The sequence below is a fragment of the Stappia sediminis genome (assembly GCF_009826895.1).
Taxonomy (GTDB): Bacteria; Pseudomonadota; Alphaproteobacteria; order Rhizobiales; family Stappiaceae; genus Hongsoonwoonella; species Hongsoonwoonella sediminis.
The window spans coordinates 46,282-65,049 of the sequence record NZ_WUMV01000003.1 but is presented as its reverse complement, the minus strand read 5'-3'; the positions used below and the strand labels follow the sequence as shown (position 1 = coordinate 65,049).

Below are 18,768 nucleotides of genomic sequence, written 5' to 3'. Positions count from 1 at the left end.
AATTTACGATGCGGGACCTGATTTATCAGGCTCTGCCTTGCGTGCGGGCTCTGAATGGCCGTGCAAAAATTTCCGGCGCCGGATTCCGGTCAATTGACGAAGATGGCCATGGCCGGTTCGGGCGATTGACCGCGAGGCAGCCGCTCCGCGCGCTCCAAATCCCGATTCTCAACAGACCCTGGAGCGCTTTCCACGAAAGCGGAATCGCTTTCGTGACAAGAATTCGCTCCAGACCCTAGAACGCCCGGCAGGCAACCGGCGGCGCGCCGGGCCTCAGCCAGGTCGCGCGGTTGCCCCTGCCGCGCAGCTCGTAGCCCCTGAGCTTGTAGAAGAAGCCGGAACCGGCGCGCCGCTCGCGAAGGGTCACTGGCGACAGTCCGAACTCGCGCACCACGGCGACGTTGCGGTTACCGTCGAAAATGACGTTGAGTTGCGTGCCGTACTCGCAGGCGTAGGCCGCATCGCTCACCCGGGGCCGCGCGGGATAGGGCGGATCGTAGGGTCCGGCGACCGCCGGCGGGGGCGGCGGCGTTTGCGGGCGGCCGGGACGAAGGTCGACGACGCGGGCGCTCTCGCGCGGAAGGTAGATGCCGAGGCATTGGCCCCTCGGGGTGGAGACGAGCCAGGGATGGCCCATCACCGTCGGCTGCCGCAGCACGCCGCCCGGCGGAATATTCGCCTCCAGCACGCGCTCGCCGCGATAGCCTATCCAGTTCAGGATCACGGGCTGGTGGCGGTTGTTGCGGAAGGTGATGGAGGCCGGCCGGTCGCTCGCCACCGCGCGGATCACGCCTTCGTCTGCGCAGGTTGGCCCATTCGCGGAGATGTCTGTGGGTGTGCCCCCTGCCTGCGGGTAGGCGGGCGCGGGCCCGGCGGGCGCCGTCTCCACGATCTGCTGCGGCGGCGAGCAAAGCACGCGGAACCGGCGCACCTTCGCCGCACTGCCGTCGAGCGAAACGGAATAGCGCCATGTGCCGTTGATCCCGACCTTCAGATCGTAGCCCCGTGTGAGGTCTTCCCACAGCGGATCGCCCGTTTCCACGGTAAATGCGGGGTGGGAGCGGCCGGTTTCCCCGTTCACGGGCGTGCCCGTGGCGCGGTAGCGGCGCACCTCTTCGCGCGCCTGCAGCGTGACGTCGACGGGCGCGCCCTCACGCAAACCCCGGGAGGATTCCACCAGCGTGATTTCCGCCTCGCCGCTTTCGGCGGTGCAGGTCGCGTAAAAGGCAGTGTCGTCGGTCTCGGGCGTGCCGTAGATGAGTGCTGCCGTCCGGTCCGTGCCGGAAGGGTCTTCGACGATCCATTGTTTGTCCGCATAGCGGGTAAGGAGGGCGTCATCGTTGCTCGTTTCGGTGCGCAATCCATCCGTTTCGGCTTCGCCCGAGGGCGTGTCCTGCGGCGAAATTCCTGCGGTGCCGGTATCGCCGGAGCGTTCCTGTCCGGGCCGCTGCGGCCTGCGCCCGCCGCTCAAGGGCGGTGTGGATGGAGCGGAATTCGAGGGAACGGCCTGGCGCACGGTGCGCTGCGGGCCTTCGCGCTGCTGTGGCTCGGCAGCCGTATCGGCCGCGACAAACACTTTGTTGTCGCCGCAAATGTCGTCCTCCTTGTCGAGGACGCGCCCGTCCTTCAGCACGATGCGCAAGGTTTGGCGGCAGGTTATGCGCCCGCCGTTCGCCGGGTCGCCTTCCACCTCCACGTAAGCCGTTCCGGGCGCCCTGCGCGTGATCTTCACCGGCTTGCCGGAGAGCCTGACCTCGCGGATTTCCGACCCGTCGTCCACTTCGATCATCACGACTTCGCGCTCGATCCGGAGCGCCTCTCCCGCCGCGACTTCCACCTGGTAGTTGGTCGCGCAAAGGTCCAGCGCCTTGCGCGCCTCGCGCCCGTTCGACAGGCGAAAGCGCAGAGACTTGCGGCAGACGAAGCTTTCGTCCGGCTTGCCGATTTCCACGAAAACGCGCTCCCCGCTGCGGCCGACTTCCTTCAGCCGCTCATCGGCGAAATAGACCGCCTCGATCTCGACATCCGCGTCATCCGTGCCGATGGAAAGAATGCGCGTCTCGGCAAATGCCTGTCCCGTGGAGAGGACGGCAAGGAAGGCGCCAAGAACGGCGAGGCGCGAAAGTCTTGTCAGTGCGGAGTTCGGTGTCGGCATCGGTCTACTCGAGAAGAGGTCGTTCCATCGGAGAATGGCGATCTTGAAGAATTATCCGCCTGCCGATGAACCCAGCCTGAACGTTTCGGGCCGAATTTCGGCTTCAATATGGACATGATACATGCTTCGTCCGTCATGCTCGCAAATCGGGTGGAGAGATACCGCGTTGGCGGAGTATTGTCCTGTCACGAACGGATTTGAAGGTGGGACATGACGCAAGCCGCATCCATCGATTTACCAGCACTCGAAACGGCATTTCCGGCAGGAACCGACGACGTTTCGCGCGACTACGAGGTGGTGCGCCGGACGCTCCAGACGATCACCGAGAACTGGCGCGAGCAGCCGGGCCTGGAAGATCTCGCGCATGACCTCGGGCTTCAGCCGATCCAGCTGCAAAGGGTCTTCTCGCGCTGGGCCGGCATCACGCCGAAGCAGTTCCTGCAGGCGATCACGCTCGATCACGCGCGTGCCCTCCTGCAGGATTCGGCAAGCGTGCTCGACGCCTCGTTCGAAGTGGGCCTTTCGGGCCCTGCCCGCCTGCATGATCTTTTCGTCACCCATGAGGCAATGACGCCAGGCGTCTACCGCGCCAAGGGGGCCGGGCTCACGATCTCCTACGGCTTTCACCCCTCGCGCTTCGGGCAGGTGCTCATCATGGCAACGGAGATGGGGCTTGCGGGTCTTGCGTTCGCCGATTCCGGCGAGGAGGCGGCCGCGCTTGAGGACATGACCTCGCGCTGGCCGAAAGCCGAATACGTGGAAGATCGCGAGATGACGGCGCCTTACGTCGCGCGCATCTTCAACCGGGAGGAATGGTCGCCGGACCAGCCTCTCAAGGTGGTGCTCATCGGCACGGACTTCGAAATCCGGGTCTGGGAGACGCTGTTGCGCATCCCGCTCGGCAAGGCGACGACCTATTCCGACATCGCCGAGCGCATTGGCAAGCCCACTGCGGCGCGCGCCGTCGGAACGGCGGTCGGCAAGAACCCGATCTCCTTCGTGGTGCCGTGCCACCGCGTGATCGGGCGCGGCGGCTCGCTCTGCGGCTATCACTGGGGCCTGACGCGCAAGCGCGCGATCCTCGGCTGGGAGGCGGGCGTTTCCGGCGCGATCACGCCCTGAGAATTGTTTCAGCGGAAGCTCGGCCCGTGCACCCAGGTAACGAGGGAGTGGCGCACGCCCTTCGTCACCGGCGTCACCCGGTGCAGCACATAGCTTGGAAAGACGATTGCCGCGCCCCGTTCGCGCGGCATCGCTTCCTCGCGCCCGGTGGCGTTTACCTCCAGCATGCCGCCCTCATAGCTTTCGGGGATCGATAGCTGCACGACGACGGTCAGCTTGCGGAACCTGCCGAAGCCCTGCCCGCCCCGGTCGGAGTGCCAGTCGTAATGGCCGCGTTCCTCCGCCCTGTAGCGGGTTAGTTGCAGCGCCTCGTCGAAGCCGCCGAGCACATAGTCGAATGCCTCCCGGTTGATGTCGGCGACGAAGCCCATCATCCGCCGCATCACCCATTCGTCCGCACCCTCGCCCTTCAGCCAGATGACGTCGGTGCGGCGGATGTCCGGCATGCTCACCTCGCCGACGAGGCCGGCATCCTCGGCTTGCCGCATCGTGAAGCGCTCGATCAGCCTTTCGCATTCCTCTGCTGAAAAAAGTGCGGGTTTCACCGCGAAGTTCGGTGCGAAACGGTTGCCGTAGCCAAGTTCGCCCAGCGGTGCGCCATAGACGGGGATCATTGTCGTCATCCCTCCGGAAAAGCGCGGAATCCTGCGCTATCGAAGCCGTTCGGAATGGGTATTTCCAACCGGCAGAGCGATATGCCGCCGGTCCCCGGCTTTTGCAAGCGAATTCGCCTTTCGTGCGCGCGTTGCCTTGCGGCTGCGGCAAAACGGCATGTGGCCGATCCGCATCACCAACGGAAAAGGTGCACGATGGATTACGTAGCGTTCACATTTTGGCCGAAGTTGGCGGCCAATTGGCCCTGATACCGGTGGAAAAACGGCTCGGATCATGAAGCTGTGCCGCCGTTAATCAGATCAAGAACTGTGCAGGGTACGCTCCATGTTGAACCGTTCAGCCGTCGCCGGCATCACCGCGCTCGTCGCTTTATCCTTCCCGGCGGAAGTTCAGGCCCAGTGCGGCAAGGCTTCCTGGTATCAGCTCACCAGCCGCACCGCGAGTGGCGTGATGGCGAATCCGGAGGCGATGACGGCGGCCCACCGCAGCCTTCCCTTCGGCACGCAGGTGAAGGTCGAAAACCTCTCCAACGGCAAATCTGTTGTCCTGAAGATCGTCGATCGCGGCCCCTTCGTGCGCGGCCGGGTCATCGATGTGTCGCGCCGCGCGGCGCGCGAACTCGGTTTCCTGCGCAAGGGCGTTACGCGCGTGAAGGTGATGGACGCCGAAAGCGGCAAGAACATCAACGCCTGCTGACCGTATTGGCCTTGAAGGAAAATCGGTCCTGACCAGGGGGAGGGAGGGGGATTCCACCCGGTCAGGACCGCCGCATCTCCTGAACAAGAGACGGCCTCAAGACAGCAGGATTCGCGTCCTTAGCAAAGTGTAAACTGTTTTCATTTTGAAAAGTCGCAGCGGCATCAAAAGCTTGCGATGGGGACATCGGCCACCTGGCCTTTGTCCGCGCTTTTCGCGTCAGTCGCACTTGCGGCGGTATTCGTATTCGCCGGTCTTGGGGTTGCGCACGGGCGAGACCGGGCAGTCGGATTTTTGTTTCCTGTTCGCCTCGTTGAGCCGTTCCTTCACGGGGTTCCGCTCCGGCCTGCGCGGGCTGAAGGTCGTATCCGGCAGTTGCGGATCGGGAAAGCTTCGCCTCTGGCCGGCGTTCGGGCCGTAGCGCGTAGGCGGCAGCGGGCGTGAAAGCGGGTCCGGCCTGCGCGGCGGAGGGGCCGGCGTTATAATGCTTTTCGGCGGTGTCGGCGGGGTGATGTTTCGAAGCGGCGGCGTCGAAGGGGTGCTGTGCAGGAGCGGCGGCGTCGAAAGTTGCGCGCCCGCCTCCGTGGAATATCCCGTCAGCAGGAAGATGGCGCACAGCCCGGCGGTCCCAACACGTTTCATGGCATGCCTGTCCTTTCCGGTGCCGGTTCCCGCGCCTCCCTCAAAAGCCAGTCCCTGAATGCCGATACGACGGGGCGCAGCGTCCGGTTTTCCGGATAGACGAAATGATAGGCCGTATCGAGCTTGAGGGAAGAGCCGAATAGTCGCACCAGACGTCCGGATTCCAGTTCTTCGCCGATGAAGAAGCGTGGCAGCAGTGCGGCGCCCAGATCATGGGCCGCGGCTTGCGTGATCATCGCGAATTGTTCGAAACGCGGCCCTTGGAAGGCGACGTCGGTTTCGATCCCCGCTGCCTCGAACCATTGCCGCCAGGCAAGCGGGCGGGTCGACTGGTGAAGCCGCGTGACGCGCGTCAGGTCCGCCGGTTCAACGATCGCATGCCGCTCCCTGAAGGCGGGCGAGGCGACGGCCACCACTTCCTCGGCGAAAAGCGGTTCGACGACACCGCCCGCCCACACCGCCTCTCCGTGGTGGATCGCGGCATCGAACGGCTCCTTGTCGAAGTCGAAGGGGCGCAGGCGAACCGCAAGGTTGAAGCTCGCTTCCGGGTAGATCTCGTGAAACTTCGCAAGGCGCGGCGCAAGCCAGCGCGTACCGAAGGTCGGCAGCGTCGCGAGGTTCAGAACGTCCGCACTTCCCGCGAACGACATCACCTGACGCGTCGCGCCGGTCAGGTGGTCCAGCGCCTCGCGCACGTCGTGCAGGTAGAGCCTGCCGGCGTCGGTCAGCAGGATGCGCTGTCGCACGCGTTTGAAAAGCTCCACCCCCAGCCGGTCCTCAAGCTGGCGCACCTGCTTGGAAACTGCGCCTTGCGTCAGGTGCAGTTCTTCCGCCGCCCTCGTGAAGCTGCCGTGGCGTGCGGCGCATTCGAAGGCGATCAGGCTGTCGGCGTGTGGCAGGAAACCGCGTCGCAATGTTCATTCCATCTTTTCATGAAGTCGGGAGAACATATCACTTTTCCGAACGCGCGCGAGAGGGAAGAGTCCGGCACCCGATATCCGCCGCGCGTTCAGCCGCCGAAATCCGCCTGGATGCGGTTGCGGCTTGGCGTGGCGTGGCGATCTGCCATATTTGTCTTAGAAAAGCCGCCGCTCGGCAGGCGGAGCCATGCGAAAAGGCGACGAGGAAACCACCATGAGCAAACATCATTCCGATCCGACGGGCGGCGGCAGCTTCGCCTGGGACGATGCGTTCCTGCTGCGCGATCAGCTGAACGAGGACGAAGTACTCATCATGGAGACCGCGCGCGCCTATGCGCAGGACAAGCTTCAGCCCCGCGTGCTGGAGGCTTATTCACACGAAAAGACGGACCGCGACATCTTTTACGAGATGGGTGAGCTTGGCCTTCTCGGCATCACCTTGCCGGAGGAATACGGCTGCGCCGGCGCGTCCTACGTGTCTTACGGTCTGGTTGCGCGCGAGATCGAGCGTGTGGATTCCGGTTACCGGTCGATGAATTCCGTGCAGTCCTCGCTCGTCATGTACCCGATCTTCGCCTACGGGTCGGAAGAGCAGCGCAAGAAATACCTGCCGAAGCTGGCAAGCGGCGAATTCGTCGGCTGCTTCGGCCTGACGGAGCCCGATGCCGGGTCGGATCCCGCCGGAATGCGCACGCGTGCGGAAAAGATCGACGGCGGATACCGCATCAAGGGCTCCAAGATGTGGATCTCCAATTCGCCGATCGCCGATGTCTTCGTCGTCTGGGCGAAGTCGGATGCCCATGACGGCGCGATCCGCGGGTTTGTGCTGGAGAAGGACATGCGCGGGCTTTCGGCGCCCAAGATCGGCGGCAAGCTTTCGCTTCGCGCCTCCATCACGGGCGAAATCGTCATGGATGGCGTCGAGGTGGGCGAGGATGCGCTTCTGCCCAACGTCTCCGGGCTGAAAGGCCCCTTCGGCTGCCTCAACCGCGCGCGCTACGGCATTTCCTGGGGGGCGCTGGGCGCTGCGGAAGACTGCTGGCACCGCGCGCGCAACTACGGGCTGGAGCGCAAGCAGTTCAACAAGCCGCTCGCCCAGACGCAGCTTTTCCAGAAGAAGCTTGCCGACATGCAGACGGAAATCACCCTCGGCCTGCAGGGTTCCCTTCGCGTCGGCCGCCTGCTGGACGAAAACCGCGCCGCACCGGAGATGATCTCCATCGTCAAGCGCAACAACTGCGGCAAGGCGCTGGATATCGCGCGGATGGCGCGGGACATGCACGGCGGCAACGGCATCCAGGAGGAATATCACGTCATGCGTCACGCGCAGAACCTGGAAACCGTCAACACCTACGAGGGCACGCACGACATCCATGCGCTGATCCTCGGCCGCGCCCAGACGGGCCTTCAGGCGTTTTTCTGATTGCGAGTTTAGTGGCTTGTTCAAGCAAGGCGGCGGTGGCGACACCGCCGCCTTCTGCTTTGCGTCCTGCAGGTCGTGGTGCTTCTCGCTCAAACCACTGGCTGCGCGCGGCACGAGATTGACAAACAGGCCGCCACGAAAGGCGTTCAAATCGCGGCAGGGGATGTGCTGTCCGTCAATGGCAGTTTTGGTCACTTGTTCGCCTTTGTCGTCTGGTAATCTTTCACTCATGCACTAGGTGTCTTGAACAAGCCCGTGTTCTGGTTTGCCCGGATCTCACGCCTGACGTTGATCATCTGGAGGTTTGCCGCAATGACAGCCGTATTGCTTGATCGCCGCGTTCTGCTTTGCGCCGGCGGTGCTGTGCTGGTTTCCGGCGTGTCCAGCCTGCTGTCTCCTGCGTACGCAAGGGGTGTCGAACCGACCCGCACCATGCGGGGCGGAGCCAACAATTACCTCCCCGGCGCGCCGATCGTGGACCGGATCGGTGGCGGAGGTTTCTGGATGACGGGCACCGTACGCCGGGCCGGCGACGGGGCGCCGCTTGCCGGTCAACGCATCCAGATCTGGGCCCACACCACTGAGGGGCACGAGCGAGACCCGCACAGCCATGGAGCGACACTCACTGACGCGAACGGCGTCTTCCGGCTGGAAATGCCGCAGATCGTACCGGCGTTCGGTCAACCGCACGGTCATCTCGCCTATGATAGCGGTGAATATGAAACCGTCTTTTTGCGCCCGGTGATGCGGAGTTCGAAAGATACCAGCCTCGAAGCGCACTTCGTCCTTCAGCCGGTCTGACGGATTTGAGTACAGAACAGTTGCGCCTGGCGCGCGCCGTCATGATATGGGCCACGCTGGCGTTAGCTGTAGTCGTGCCGATCCTCGCGGCTGCGGCGAGCCCGCTGCTGGCATGGCGAGAGCCGGTTTACATAGCGGCGGGGTTCGCAGGGATCGTCGCGCTGGCTTTCGTGTTGATTCAGCCTTTGTTGATTGTCGGACACCTGCCCGGATTGTCCGCCTTTCGCGGGCGGCGCATTCATCGCTGGGTCGGAAGCGCGCTGGTCTTGGTGGTCGTTCTCCATGTTGCTGGCCTTTGGATAACCAGCCCGCCGGACGTGGTTGACGCCCTTCTTTTCGTATCGCCCACGCCCTTCTCCGCATGGGGCGTGACCGCCATGTGGGCTGTCCTTGCCGTTGCTTTGTTAGCCGCATTCCGCCGGCGTTTGCGCCTGCGTCCGCGTACCTGGCGCATCGGCCATTTGTCGCTCGCATTGGCAATCGTGGTGGGTAGCGTGGTCCATGCGATGCTTATCGAAGGAACGATGGAGTTCGTGTCGAAGACAGTCCTTTGCGCGCTTGTGATTGCGGCATTCATGAAAGCGATTGTTGAACTGGGTGCGAAGTTGAAACCGCTCCGCCGATATCGCTAATCCGGCAAAAGAGCAGCGCTTGAAAGGTAAAAGGTGCGTCTATTCGGCATTCGATACCGTTCTAACCCGCAATCACTGCCGCTTTTTACCTCCCCGCCTCTCCAATCAACCGGTCGATAAACGCCTCGCATTTGTCGAGTTCGGTGGCGGCCACGAATTCGTCGGCCCGGTGTGCCTGGGCGATGGAGCCGGGGCCGATGACGACGGTGGGGATCGCCGCCATTTCCTGAAAGCGCCCGCCTTCCGTGCCATAGGCGACCTTGGAATGGTCGTTCTTGCCGGCAAGGCGCTTGGTCAGTGCCGTCACCGGCGCTTCGGGGCTGGTGTCTAGGCCGGGGAAGGATGAGATCCACTCGAACTTGATACCCGTTTCCGGCGCTTTCGCCTTCATTTCCGGCTCCAGCACGTCTGCCGCATAGCGCTTTACTTCGTCCACCAGCGCATCGGCATCCTCGCTTGGCAGAACGCGGAACTCGAACTGGAACTCGCAGGTTTCCGGCACGATGTTGAGCGCCGTCCCGCCCGAGATCGTGCCCGTGTGGCCGGTCGAAAACGGCACGTCGTAGAGGTCGTCGGTCGCGCCGTTTTCCAGTCGTTCCGAAATCTCGCGGATCTTGAGGATCAGCCTTGCCGCATAGTCGATTGCGTTCACCCCTTCCGGCGCAAGCGAGGAATGGCACGGCCTGCCCTTGACGATTGCCTTCAGGGAACGTTTCGACTTGTGGCCCAGCACCACCTGCATTTCCGTCGGCTCGCCGACGAAACAGGCTTCGGGTTTCGGCAGCGTTTCCATCATCTTTTCGATGAGAGACGGCACACCCTTGCAGCCCACTTCCTCGTCATAGGAAAAGGCGAGGTGAAACGGCTTTTTCAGATCGCCCGCGCGCATCGCGTCGACACGGGCAAGACAGCAGGCGAGAAATCCCTTCATGTCGCAAGAGCCGCGCCCGTAAAGCTTGCCGTCGCGCTCGATCAGGTCGAACGGGTCGTGGGACCAGTCCTGCCCGTCCACCGGCACGACGTCCGTATGGCCCGAAAGCACGTAGCCGGGCACCTCCGCCGGGCCGATGGTCGCGATGAGGTTCGCCTTCTTTCCCGTCTCGTCGTAGATGCGGGTAGAGGCGATGCCGCGTTCTTCGAGAAAATTCTCCACCCAGCCGATCAGCTCAAGGTTAGAGTTCCGGCTCGTCGTGTCGAAGGAGACGAGCGATTTCAGGATTTCCTTGGCGGAAAGGGAAGCTCTTTCGGTGGCGGTCAAATCGGAACTCGCTGTTTGGGCGGGGGCGGCGTGAAGCCTTCATCTCGTTGAGAAAAGTGGGAAATTTCAGGCAGCGGTCAAGTTTCACGCATTCGTTGTCGATTTTCGTTTGGCCTGAATAAGATAGCATAATAGCCTTTCCTACAAGCTGATGCGTTGTCAGGCTGCGAGCCCGTAAAAATACAAGAATTCGGGTCGGGGCCGACGGTCCGTTGTCGGCTGGAAGTCCGCTCCCTATCCGGCGCGGGCTGCCATCCAGAGGGGAGAAAAAAATGAAACGTTGCAACCTGCTGCTGCGCTCCGTAGCGGCGGCCGCGGTCGTTGGCGCCGCCGGTTTTTCCGCGCCCGCGCTTGCCGAGGATCTCACCATTGCAGTGGGGGCGGAAGCCACCTCCATTGACCCGCATTTCCACAATCTGGGGCCCAACAACCAGCTCGGTTTCCAGATCTTCGACCGTCTCGCCAATCCGGACGAGCGGCAGAATTTCGAACCCGGCCTTGCCGTTTCCTGGGCTCCGATCGACGACACGACGTGGGAGTTCAAGCTGCGCGAGGGCGTGAAGTTCCACGACGGGTCGGATTTCAATGCCGATGACGTCATCTGCACGTTCGAGCGCGCGCCCAACGTGCCGAATTCGCCGGCCGGCTTCAGCACCTATACGAAGGGCAAGACCTTCGTGAAGGTGGATGACTATACCGTCCACGTGAAGACGGATGCGCCCTATCCGCTGATGGTCAACGACCTCGGCAATGTCGCTATCGTTTCCAACGAAACCGGCTGCGACGCCTCGACGGAGGATTACAACTCCGGCAAGGCCGCCGCCGGCACCGGGCCGTACAAGTTCGTGGAATATGTTCCGGGCGACCGGATCGTGCTTGCGGCCAATCATGACTATTGGGGCGAAAAGCCGACCTGGGAAACGGTGACGATCAAGCCGATCAAGTCCGGCCCCTCGCGCGTCGCCGCCCTTCTTGCGGGCGATGTCGACGTGATCGCGTCGGTGCCGACAACGGATATCGAAACGCTGAAAGGGCGCGACGACGTCACGCTTTCGCAGGGCGTGTCGAACCGCGTGATCTATCTCCATATCGACCAGTTCCGCGAGGCGTCCCCCTTCGTGAAGGCGAACGGCGGCGGCGACATCAAGAACCCGCTGATGGACAAGCGTGTGCGTGAGGCGATCTCCAAGGCGATCAGCCGCGAGCTTATCCGCGACCGGGTGATGGAAGGTCTTTCGATTCCCGCCGGCCAGCTTCTGCCGGAGGGCTTCTTCGGCGTTTCGGAAAACCTGAAGCCCGATGCCTATGACGCGGACGCCGCCAAGGCCCTGCTCGCCGAAGCCGGCGTGCCGGACGGCTTCGAGCTGACGATCCATGGGCCCAACGACCGGTATGTGAACGACGCCAAGATCGTCGAGGCGATCGCGCAGATGCTGACGCGCGTCGGCATCAAGACGCAGGTCGAGACGCTGCCGCGTTCGGTCTATTTCTCGCGCGCTTCCTCGGGCGCGGACGGCCTGCCGGAGTTTTCGCTCATCCTCGTCGGCTGGGGCGCGGGTTCGGGAGAGGCATCCTCGCCGCTTCGCGCGCTCATCGCCACCAACGACAAGGACAAGGGCATGGGCACGGCCAACCGCGGCCGTTATTCCAACCCGGAAGTCGACAAGGTGATCGAGGAAGCCCTTGCCGAGGTCGATGACGAGAAGCGCGCCGGGCTTCTCGCCAAGGCGACCGAAATGGCGATAGGCGACTACGCGATCATTCCGGTCCACTACCAGGTCAACACCTGGGCGAGCCGCAAGGGGCTGAAGTACATCCCGCGCACGGATGAATACACGGTCGCCTACGGCGTGGTGAAGGAATAGTCCGTCAGAATCGAAAATCACCCTCACCCGGTGCTGCGCACCGACCTCTCCCTTCAAGGGAGAGGTGAAGGTGTCTGAAGCAGTCGTTCTGTCGACCAAGCAACCTTGAGCCGGGAATCAACGATCGGAATTGGTCAAGGTGGCGCATCTCGCGCCCCCTCTCCCTCGAAGGGAGAGGGCCGGGGTGAGGGTGACTTGTCCGCATTCTTTAACCGAAGAGACTGAAAGATGAGCGTCTTCATATTGCGGCGCCTGATGCAGAGCGCGCTCGTCATGGTCGCCATGGCGGTGATCGTCTTCTTCGGCATTCACCTTATCGGCGATCCGGTCTGGATGTTCGTCTCGCCGGACATGGACCAGCAGGACATCGAGGAGGTCACCCGCGCGCTCGGCCTCGACCGGCCGATCTGGGAGCAGTTCGGTTATTTCGTGCTGAGTGCGCTTCAAGGCGATCTCGGCACATCGTTCATTTTCGGCGAGCCTGCGCTCGGCCTCATCATAGAGCGTATGCCGGCGACGCTTGAGCTTGCGTTCACCGCGCTCCTCATGGCCGTCGCCTTCGGCATTCCGCTCGGCCTTTATGCCGGGCTTTATCCCGACAGCGCCGTTTCCAAGGCGATCATGGCGGGCTCCATCCTCGGCTTTTCGTTGCCCACCTTCTGGGTCGGCATCATGCTTATCATGGTCTTCGCCGTCATCCTCGGCTGGCTGCCGTCGACCGGGCGGGGCGATACGGTCGATCTATTCGGCGTGCCGGTTTCCTTCCTGACGCTCGACGGGCTGAAGCACCTGCTTTTGCCGGCCTTCAACCTCGCGCTGTTGAAGATCTCGCTCGTCATTCGCCTGACCCGCGCGGGCACGCGCGAGGCGATCCATCAGGACTACATAAAGTTCGCCCGCGCCAAGGGGCTTTCCACCCGGCGCATCATCGGCGTCCATCTGTTGAAGAACATCCTCATTCCGGTTGTTACCGTGCTCGGTCTGGAGTTCGGCTCGCTGATCGCCTTTTCGGTCGTCACCGAAACCGTCTTCGCCTGGCCCGGCATGGGCAAGCTCCTGATCGAGGCGATCCAGCAGCTCGACCGGCCGATCATCGTCGCCTACCTGATCATGATCGTCTTCCTCTTCGTGGTGATCAATCTGATCGTCGACATTCTCTATTCCATTCTCGATCCGCGCGTGCGGCTCGGCGACAGGGGAGCCTGAGCCATGGCCGTGACCGACGCCGGCAAAACCTCCCCTATCGAAGCCGCGCCGCTTCCCGCCCCGCCCGCGGAAGCGCCGTTGAAGCGCTTCCTGTCGGACTTCGCCGACAGCAGGCTGGCATTGGGCGCCGCCCTCTTGCTTGCCGCGATCATGATCGTGGCATTCCTCGCGCCCGTCATTGCGCCGCAAGACCCGTACGACCTTGCCACCGTTTCCGTGCTCGATGCGCGTCTGCCGCCGGGTACGGAAAACTTCGCCGGCTACACGCATTGGCTCGGCACGGACGGTGCCGGCCGTGACCTCCTGTCGGCGATCCTCTACGGGCTTCGCATTTCCATCTCCGTCGGGCTCGCCTCCGGCGTGATCGCGCTTTTCGTCGGCATGGCCGTCGGCCTGGTCGCGGCCTATGTCGGCGGGCGCACGGAAGGGCTGATCATGCGCGTGGTCGACCTTCAGCTGTCGTTTCCGGCGGTGCTTGTCGCGCTGATCCTCCTTGCCATCCTTGGAAAGGGCATCGACAAGATCGTGATCGCGCTCGTGGTCGCCCAATGGGCCTATTACGCGCGCACGGTGCGTGCCTCGGCGCTGGTCGAGCGCCGGCGCGAATACGTGGAGGCCGCGCAAAGCCTCGGCCTTTCGCATGCGCGCATCATCTTCCGCCACATCCTGCCGAACTGCCTTGCGCCCTTGATCGTCGTCGGCACCGTGCAGACGGCGCATGCCATAGCGCTGGAGGCCACGCTTTCCTTCCTTGGCGTCGGCCTGCCGCAGACGGAGCCTTCGCTCGGCCTGCTGATCGCAAACGGGTTCGAATACATGATCTCCGGCAAATACTGGATTTCCGTTTTCCCGGGGCTCGCGCTTCTTCTCACCATCGTTTCCATCAACATGGTGGGCGACCAGCTGCGCGACGTTCTCAATCCGCGCCTGCAGAAGTGAGCCGGCTAATATGAATGATGCTCCCACCCTGCAGGTCACGGATCTCAAGACGCATTTCTTCACCAAGGCGGGCGTTGCGAAGGCGGTCGACGGCGTCACGCTTTCGGTCAACCGGGGCGAGGTTCTGGGCCTTGTCGGTGAATCCGGGTCCGGCAAGACGGTGACGGGCTTTTCCATCCTCGGCCTTGTCGATCAGCCGGGCCGGATCGTTTCCGGTTCGATCAGGCTGAACGGAGAGGAACTCGTCGGCAAGCCGGAGGCCGATCTTCGCAAGATACGCGGGCGGAAGGTCGCGATGATCTTCCAGGACCCGATGATGACGCTCAATCCGGTGCTTCGTGTCGACACGCAGATGATCGAGGCGATCCGCGCACATGGGGATGTCTCGGAAGAGGCGGCGCGCGAGCGCTCGCGGGAAGCGCTCGTCAGGGTCGGCATTCCCTCGCCGGACGAGCGTCTCCAGTCATATCCGCATCAGTTTTCGGGCGGCATGCGCCAGCGCGTGGCGATTGCGATCGCGCTTTTGAACGAGCCGGACCTTATCGTCGCCGACGAACCGACAACCGCACTCGACGTCACCATCCAGGCGCAGATCCTCTACGAGGTGCAGAAGCTTTGCGCCGAAACGGGCCTTGCGATGATCTGGATCACGCATGACCTTGCCGTCGTCGGCGGCCTGGCGGACCGTCTGGCGGTCATGTATGCGGGTCGTGTGGTGGAGGAAGGCCCGGTCGATCAGGTGCTGGACGCACCTCTTCACCCTTACACGCGCGGGCTTATCGGTTCGGTGCCGAGCCATAATCGCCGTGGTGCGCGGCTGTCGCAGATCCCGGGTATGACGCCCTCGCTCCTTCACCTGCCGGAAGGTTGTTCATTCGCAGCGCGCTGTCCGCGCGCGGATGACGCCTGCCGCGTCATGCCGCCGCTTGAAGGCTTCGGCCCGTCGCGCGCCGCCCGCTGCCATCATCCCTTCACCGCCGAAAACGACGGCCAGGAAATCGATTTGACGTTCAATGAGTGAAACTCCGATCCTCACGCTCGAAAATGTCTCAAAGCGCTTCATCCGGCGGCTCGACGCGGCGGAAAAGCTGGTCAATGTCTTCGGCGCGGACCGCCGGGAGCAGGTGGTCCATGCCGTCGACGATGTCTCGATTGCCGTCAAGCAGGGCGAGGTGGTCGGCCTCGTCGGGGAATCGGGCTGCGGAAAATCGACGCTTGGCCGTGTCGTTGCCGGCATTCATGCGCCAAGCGAAGGCAGGCTCCTCTGGCGCGGGCAGGATGTCGAATCGGCTTCGGCCGAACTTCAGCGCGATGCGCGCCTCAAGGTGCAGATGATCTTTCAGGACCCCATGTCCTCGCTCAATCCGCGCATGCGCGTGCGCGATATCGTGGGTGAGGCGCCGCGCGTTCACGGCCTCGTCTCAGGCGCGGGCGTGAAGGATTACGTTGACGACATGCTGCTGCGCGTCGGCCTCGATCCGAGCTTTCGCGATCGCTACCCGCATCAGTTTTCCGGTGGCCAGCGTCAGCGCGTCGGCATTGCCCGCGCCCTGGCCGTGAAGCCGGAGTTTCTGGTCTGCGACGAAAGCGTCGCCGCACTCGATGTTTCCATCCAGGCGCAGGTCCTGAATCTCTTTATGGACCTCAGGACGGATCTCGGTCTCACCTATCTCTTCATCTCGCATGACCTTGGCGTGGTCGAGCATTTGTCGGACCGCGTGGTGATCATGTATCTGGGGCGCGTGGTGGAGACCGCGCCGACGGATGAACTTTTCCGGGAGGCGAACCACCCCTATACAAAGGCGCTTCTGGCCGAAGTTCCGCGCATCGATACGCGCAAGCGCAAGTTCCAGCCGGTCAAGGGGGAGATTCCGTCGCCGCTCGACCCGCCACCGGGCTGTCACTTCCACCCGCGCTGTCCGTTTGCCTTCGAGCGCTGCAAGCGCGAGGCGCCGGCGCTGAAGGAAATCGCGCCCGGTCGCCATTCGGCCTGTCATTTGAATGATGGGGGGTGAGAGGGGCGGTTGCATTGGCTCCTGAAACGTCGCGCTTTTTTCCTCAGAAATCCCGTACCGTGCCTGTCATCCCCGAGCTTGATCCACTGCTGTGCGGTTAAGCCTGTAACTATCTGCATACGCGAACATTTCGGATTTGCACAAATCGGCAGACACGGGCGCGTTCCCTCTCCCTCGAAGGGAGAGGGTTAGGGTGAGGGTGAATTGAACCCGGTTCGGACTACTATCTGTTCCCCTCACGCTTCCCGCGCGTTCCGCCCCCGCTCCTCCGCCGCCTCGCGCAGGCTCGCGGTAAAGAGCATCAGGTCCGGCGTCTGCGGTTCTTCCGTGCGGATCGAAACGCCCACGGGGCCGAGCGTGATCGCCGTATCGAGCGGCAGTTCCACCAGCGTTCCCTCCTTCAGGTCGGTCGCCACGACGCCTTGCGAAATAATCCAGACGGCGTCGCTCGATCGCGTGAAGGCGCGCCCGAAGGCGTTGGACACTGTTTCCACGCGGCGCGGCAGGTTGCCGATGCCGTTCGCCACCATCAGCCGCTCCACCAGCGGGCGGATCGCGGCGGAGCGGTTGGGGTAAAGCACGGTGAATTCCTTGAGCTGCGCGATATCCGGTTCTTTCGTCAGCGGGTGGCCTGGGCGCACCACCAGGCTTACGTGCTCGGTGTAGAGTTGCTGGAAGCTCAGCCCCTGCATCGCCTCCGGCTGGCCGAGCCTGCCGACGACGACGTCGAGCGCGCCGACGCGAAGCTGGTCGAGCAGGTGTCCGTTCGGGCCGGTGACGATGGAAAGCGGCGTTCCGATCCCTTTTTGCATATAATGGGAGACGGCCTGGGGGATCATGCTCGCGGCGACGCTCGGCAGTGCGCCGATGTTCAGCAGCTTGTCGGAGCCGAAACGCGCCTGCTCGATGCCGTCCAGCCCCTGTTGCAAGGCGGCGACCGACATGCTGGCGTAGTGGTGGAAGATATCGCCTTCTGCGGTCAGGAACACGCCGGCGCGGCTGCGTTCCATAAGTGCTGCGCCAAGGATGTCCTCAAGTTCCTTGATCGTCTTTGATACGGCCGGCTGGGTGACATGAAGCGCATCCGCCGCTTCCGTCAGGCTCTGGCGGCGGGCGACTTCGAGAAAGGCCTGCAGGTGGCGCAGCTTGATGCGTTGGTCGAAGAGCATTAACATTCCTACCGGTTATGCAATGGCCTGAAAATGTAATTTTACATTACTAAATGTGTAGGCCACAGTTCAACAAAGATAAATAACCTGATGTGCGGGAGGAGAGCGGAGTGCAGTCCTTAAGCGTGGACGGGCGTGTGCTTCATGTCCGGGTCGAAGGGCCTTCGGACAGTGAAACGGTGGTCGCCTTTTCCAATTCGCTCGGCACCGACTTTCGCATCTGGAACAGGCTCGTTGCGCTTTTGCCTCGGGGCTGGAAGGTCGTGCGCTACGATACCGCCGGTCACGGGCTGTCGGATGAAGGCCCGGACATGGGGATCGAGGATCACGCGCGTGACCTGCTCGCCGTGCTCGATTTTGCAGGGGCGGAAAAGGCCTATGTCGTCGGCCTCTCCGTCGGCGGCATGATCGCCCAGGCGCTCGCCGCCGATCATCCCGAACGCGTGGCCGCCGTCTGCCTTTCCAACACTGCGCCGAAGATCGGCACGCAGGATCTGTGGCAGACGCGGATCGATGGGATCCGCAATAACGGGCTGGAAAGCCTTGCCGACGGCATCATGGAGCGCTGGTTCTCGCTGGATTTCCGCTCCAGGGGCAGCGAGGAAGTGAAGATCTGGCGCAATATGCTGGTGCGCACGCCGGCGGGCGGTTACGCCGATACCTGCGCCGCGATCCGCGATGCGGACCTGACGGCGAAGGCGCGCACGATCCATGCGCCCGCCCTTTGCCTCGGCGGTTCTGAAGATGGCGCAACCCCGCCCGACCTCGTGCAGGCCTGCGCGGCGACGATCCCGAACGGCCGCTACGTCGAGATCGAGGGCGTGGGCCATCTTCCATGTGTCGAGGCACCCGAAAAGGTCGCCGAGGCGATCGTTCCGTTTTTCAAGGAGTTCGGCGCGTGAGCGAGACAAGGTTCGAGGCTGGCATGCGCACGCGCAGGAGCGTGCTGGGAGATGCTCATGTCGACCGTGCGGAAGCGCGCAAGACATCTTTCGACGAGCCGTTCCAGACGCTCATTACCGAAAGCGCCTGGGGAACGGTCTGGGCAAGCGATGGCCTGACGAAGCGGGAGCGATCGCTGATCACCATCGCGCTTCTTGCGGCGCTGGGGCATGATGAGGAAGTCGCCATGCATTGCCGGGCGACGAGGAACACCGGCGCAACGCCGGAGGATGTGCGCGAGGCGCTGCAGCATGTCGCGATCTATGCCGGCGTGCCGGCGGCGAACCGCGCGATCAAGATCGCTAAATCCGTCTTCGAGCCCGAAGCGGGCAAAGGACGAGAATAACGCGCGGGATTGCGTGCAAGAA

The 18,768-nt window shown here is 63.1% G+C and carries 18 protein-coding genes; 12 read left to right on the top strand and 6 right to left on the bottom strand.

Annotation, left to right across the window (positions count from 1 at the left end; translation table 11 throughout):
• Positions 1-235: 235 nt before the first annotated feature.
• Positions 236-2,155: an MliC family protein gene (locus GR183_RS07200; RefSeq protein WP_160774948.1), complete on the bottom strand. Its 1,920-nt coding sequence runs from the start codon at positions 2,153-2,155 to the stop codon at positions 236-238.
• Positions 2,156-2,365: 210 nt separating this feature from the next.
• On the opposite strand from GR183_RS07200, the gene GR183_RS07195 reads away from it, so the two are divergent.
• Positions 2,366-3,277 carry a methylated-DNA--[protein]-cysteine S-methyltransferase gene (locus GR183_RS07195; RefSeq protein ID WP_160774947.1) on the top strand — a complete coding sequence of 304 codons (912 nt, stop codon included), beginning with the start codon at positions 2,366-2,368 and terminating at the stop codon, positions 3,275-3,277.
• 8 nt (positions 3,278-3,285) lie between these two features.
• Here GR183_RS07195 and GR183_RS07190 read toward each other — a convergent pair whose 3' ends face one another.
• Positions 3,286-3,891: a 2OG-Fe(II) oxygenase gene (locus GR183_RS07190; RefSeq protein ID WP_160774946.1), complete on the bottom strand. Its 606-nt coding sequence runs from the start codon at positions 3,889-3,891 to the stop codon at positions 3,286-3,288.
• 325 nt (positions 3,892-4,216) lie between these two features.
• Here GR183_RS07190 and GR183_RS07185 point away from each other — a divergent pair, with 325 nt between their 5' ends.
• The gene (locus GR183_RS07185; protein ID WP_160774945.1) at positions 4,217-4,588 is read left to right on the top strand and encodes a septal ring lytic transglycosylase RlpA family protein; all 372 of its coding nucleotides are present in this window, start codon (positions 4,217-4,219) and stop codon (positions 4,586-4,588) included.
• 219 nt (positions 4,589-4,807) lie between these two features.
• Here GR183_RS07185 and GR183_RS07180 read toward each other — a convergent pair whose 3' ends face one another.
• Positions 4,808-5,230 carry a hypothetical protein gene (locus GR183_RS07180; RefSeq protein WP_160774944.1) on the bottom strand — a complete coding sequence of 141 codons (423 nt, stop codon included), beginning with the start codon at positions 5,228-5,230 and terminating at the stop codon, positions 4,808-4,810.
• Positions 5,227-6,144, bottom strand: a complete 918-nt coding sequence (gene gcvA, locus GR183_RS07175) for a transcriptional regulator GcvA (protein ID WP_160774943.1) — start codon at positions 6,142-6,144, stop codon at positions 5,227-5,229. Before gcvA ends, GR183_RS07180 begins: the two co-directional genes overlap by 4 nt.
• A 220-nt stretch (positions 6,145-6,364) precedes the next feature.
• Between gcvA and GR183_RS07170 the strand changes: the two genes are divergently transcribed.
• The 3 genes from GR183_RS07170 to GR183_RS07160 all read left to right on the top strand — a co-directional run bounded on the left by GR183_RS07170 (position 6,365) and on the right by GR183_RS07160 (position 9,006).
• A complete protein-coding gene (locus tag GR183_RS07170; RefSeq protein WP_160774942.1) occupies positions 6,365-7,573 on the top strand; it encodes an acyl-CoA dehydrogenase in 1,209 nt (402 codons plus the stop codon).
• Between the two features lie 312 nt (positions 7,574-7,885).
• On the top strand, positions 7,886-8,374 hold the full coding sequence (locus GR183_RS07165) for a peptidase associated/transthyretin-like domain-containing protein (RefSeq protein WP_160774941.1): 489 nt from the start codon (positions 7,886-7,888) through the stop codon (positions 8,372-8,374).
• Positions 8,375-8,415: 41 nt separating this feature from the next.
• Positions 8,416-9,006 (top strand): ferric reductase-like transmembrane domain-containing protein, encoded by a 591-nt coding sequence (locus GR183_RS07160; protein ID WP_160774940.1) that lies wholly within the window; start codon positions 8,416-8,418, stop codon positions 9,004-9,006.
• Positions 9,007-9,091: 85 nt separating this feature from the next.
• On the opposite strand, the gene argE is transcribed toward GR183_RS07160, so the two are convergent.
• Positions 9,092-10,264, bottom strand: a complete 1,173-nt coding sequence (argE, locus tag GR183_RS07155; protein WP_160774939.1) for an acetylornithine deacetylase — start codon at positions 10,262-10,264, stop codon at positions 9,092-9,094.
• 272 nt (positions 10,265-10,536) lie between these two features.
• On the opposite strand from argE, the gene GR183_RS07150 reads away from it, so the two are divergent.
• From GR183_RS07150 to GR183_RS07130, 5 genes are all read left to right on the top strand, one after another.
• Positions 10,537-12,129: an ABC transporter substrate-binding protein gene (locus GR183_RS07150; protein WP_160774938.1), complete on the top strand. Its 1,593-nt coding sequence runs from the start codon at positions 10,537-10,539 to the stop codon at positions 12,127-12,129.
• Between the two features lie 228 nt (positions 12,130-12,357).
• Positions 12,358-13,335, top strand: a complete 978-nt coding sequence (locus GR183_RS07145) for an ABC transporter permease (protein ID WP_160774937.1) — start codon at positions 12,358-12,360, stop codon at positions 13,333-13,335.
• A 3-nt stretch (positions 13,336-13,338) separates the two neighbouring features.
• Positions 13,339-14,274, top strand: coding sequence for an ABC transporter permease (locus tag GR183_RS07140; protein WP_160774936.1), 936 nt, complete (start codon positions 13,339-13,341; stop codon positions 14,272-14,274).
• A 10-nt stretch (positions 14,275-14,284) separates the two neighbouring features.
• On the top strand, positions 14,285-15,295 hold the full coding sequence (locus GR183_RS07135) for an ABC transporter ATP-binding protein (protein ID WP_160774935.1): 1,011 nt from the start codon (positions 14,285-14,287) through the stop codon (positions 15,293-15,295).
• Positions 15,288-16,289: an ABC transporter ATP-binding protein gene (locus tag GR183_RS07130; protein WP_160774934.1), complete on the top strand. Its 1,002-nt coding sequence runs from the start codon at positions 15,288-15,290 to the stop codon at positions 16,287-16,289. The genes GR183_RS07135 and GR183_RS07130 overlap by 8 nt, the downstream gene beginning before the upstream one ends.
• A 236-nt stretch (positions 16,290-16,525) precedes the next feature.
• Here GR183_RS07130 and pcaQ read toward each other — a convergent pair whose 3' ends face one another.
• The gene (pcaQ, locus tag GR183_RS07125; RefSeq protein WP_160774933.1) at positions 16,526-17,458 is read right to left on the bottom strand and encodes a pca operon transcription factor PcaQ; all 933 of its coding nucleotides are present in this window, start codon (positions 17,456-17,458) and stop codon (positions 16,526-16,528) included.
• 110 nt (positions 17,459-17,568) lie between these two features.
• On the opposite strand from pcaQ, the gene pcaD reads away from it, so the two are divergent.
• Positions 17,569-18,360, top strand: a complete 792-nt coding sequence (gene pcaD, locus GR183_RS07120; RefSeq protein WP_160774932.1) for a 3-oxoadipate enol-lactonase — start codon at positions 17,569-17,571, stop codon at positions 18,358-18,360.
• Positions 18,294-18,746, top strand: a complete 453-nt coding sequence (gene pcaC, locus GR183_RS07115) for a 4-carboxymuconolactone decarboxylase (protein WP_160774931.1) — start codon at positions 18,294-18,296, stop codon at positions 18,744-18,746. The genes pcaD and pcaC overlap by 67 nt, the downstream gene beginning before the upstream one ends.
• The last annotated feature ends 22 nt before the right edge of the window (positions 18,747-18,768 follow it).

Excerpts from the sequence above, each read along its gene's own strand:
- pcaC (WP_160774931.1), top strand. The coding sequence starts at position 18,294 with ATGTGTCGAGGCACCCGAAAAGGTCGCCGAGGCGATCGTTCCGTTTTT.
- GR183_RS07180 (WP_160774944.1), bottom strand. The coding sequence starts at position 5,230 with ATGAAACGTGTTGGGACCGCCGGGCTGTGCGCCATCTTCCTGCTGACG.
- GR183_RS07170 (WP_160774942.1), top strand. The coding sequence starts at position 6,365 with ATGAGCAAACATCATTCCGATCCGACGGGCGGCGGCAGCTTCGCCTGG.
- GR183_RS07190 (WP_160774946.1), bottom strand. The coding sequence starts at position 3,891 with ATGATCCCCGTCTATGGCGCACCGCTGGGCGAACTTGGCTACGGCAAC.
- GR183_RS07135 (WP_160774935.1), top strand. The coding sequence starts at position 14,285 with ATGAATGATGCTCCCACCCTGCAGGTCACGGATCTCAAGACGCATTTC.
- pcaQ (WP_160774933.1), bottom strand. The coding sequence starts at position 17,458 with ATGCTCTTCGACCAACGCATCAAGCTGCGCCACCTGCAGGCCTTTCTC.
- GR183_RS07150 (WP_160774938.1), top strand. The coding sequence starts at position 10,537 with ATGAAACGTTGCAACCTGCTGCTGCGCTCCGTAGCGGCGGCCGCGGTC.
- GR183_RS07145 (WP_160774937.1), top strand. The coding sequence starts at position 12,358 with ATGAGCGTCTTCATATTGCGGCGCCTGATGCAGAGCGCGCTCGTCATG.
- GR183_RS07185 (WP_160774945.1), top strand. The coding sequence starts at position 4,217 with ATGTTGAACCGTTCAGCCGTCGCCGGCATCACCGCGCTCGTCGCTTTA.
- GR183_RS07160 (WP_160774940.1), top strand. The coding sequence starts at position 8,416 with ATGATATGGGCCACGCTGGCGTTAGCTGTAGTCGTGCCGATCCTCGCG.
- GR183_RS07200 (WP_160774948.1), bottom strand. The coding sequence starts at position 2,155 with ATGCCGACACCGAACTCCGCACTGACAAGACTTTCGCGCCTCGCCGTT.
- GR183_RS07130 (WP_160774934.1), top strand. The coding sequence starts at position 15,288 with ATGAGTGAAACTCCGATCCTCACGCTCGAAAATGTCTCAAAGCGCTTC.
- GR183_RS07140 (WP_160774936.1), top strand. The coding sequence starts at position 13,339 with ATGGCCGTGACCGACGCCGGCAAAACCTCCCCTATCGAAGCCGCGCCG.
- GR183_RS07195 (WP_160774947.1), top strand. The coding sequence starts at position 2,366 with ATGACGCAAGCCGCATCCATCGATTTACCAGCACTCGAAACGGCATTT.
- GR183_RS07165 (WP_160774941.1), top strand. The coding sequence starts at position 7,886 with ATGACAGCCGTATTGCTTGATCGCCGCGTTCTGCTTTGCGCCGGCGGT.